The organism is Cobetia sp. SIMBA_158 (assembly GCF_046566945.1).
Taxonomy (GTDB): domain Bacteria; phylum Pseudomonadota; class Gammaproteobacteria; order Pseudomonadales; family Halomonadaceae; genus Cobetia; species Cobetia amphilecti.
Window position 1 is genome coordinate 1 of record NZ_JAWJYL010000560.1, and the last position, 262, is coordinate 262.

The 262-nt window shown below is 63.0% G+C and carries 1 pseudogene; it reads right to left on the bottom strand.

The features are described from left to right. A pseudogene (locus R2R70_RS21070) lies at positions 1–262 on the bottom strand (D-xylose ABC transporter ATP-binding protein); the annotation flags it as partial.

The window sequence follows — 262 nt, forward strand, 5'->3', positions numbered from 1 at the left end:
GGCGACGTCGCGCACGGTGAGCACGACCTTGCCCGGATCGTAGGGCGCGTGCGCCTTTTTGTAGAAGCCCGAAATATCGCGCCCCACCATCATGCTGACGAGGCTTTCGGCGCTCCGCGCGTCGCGCATCAGCGTGCCGACGTAGCTGCCGTCGCGGAGCACCGAAACACGATCGGACAGCTCGTAGATGTCGGCCATGCGATGGCTGATGTAGATGATCGCGAGACCGTCTTCGCGCAGTTGCAGGATCAGCTTGAAGAGG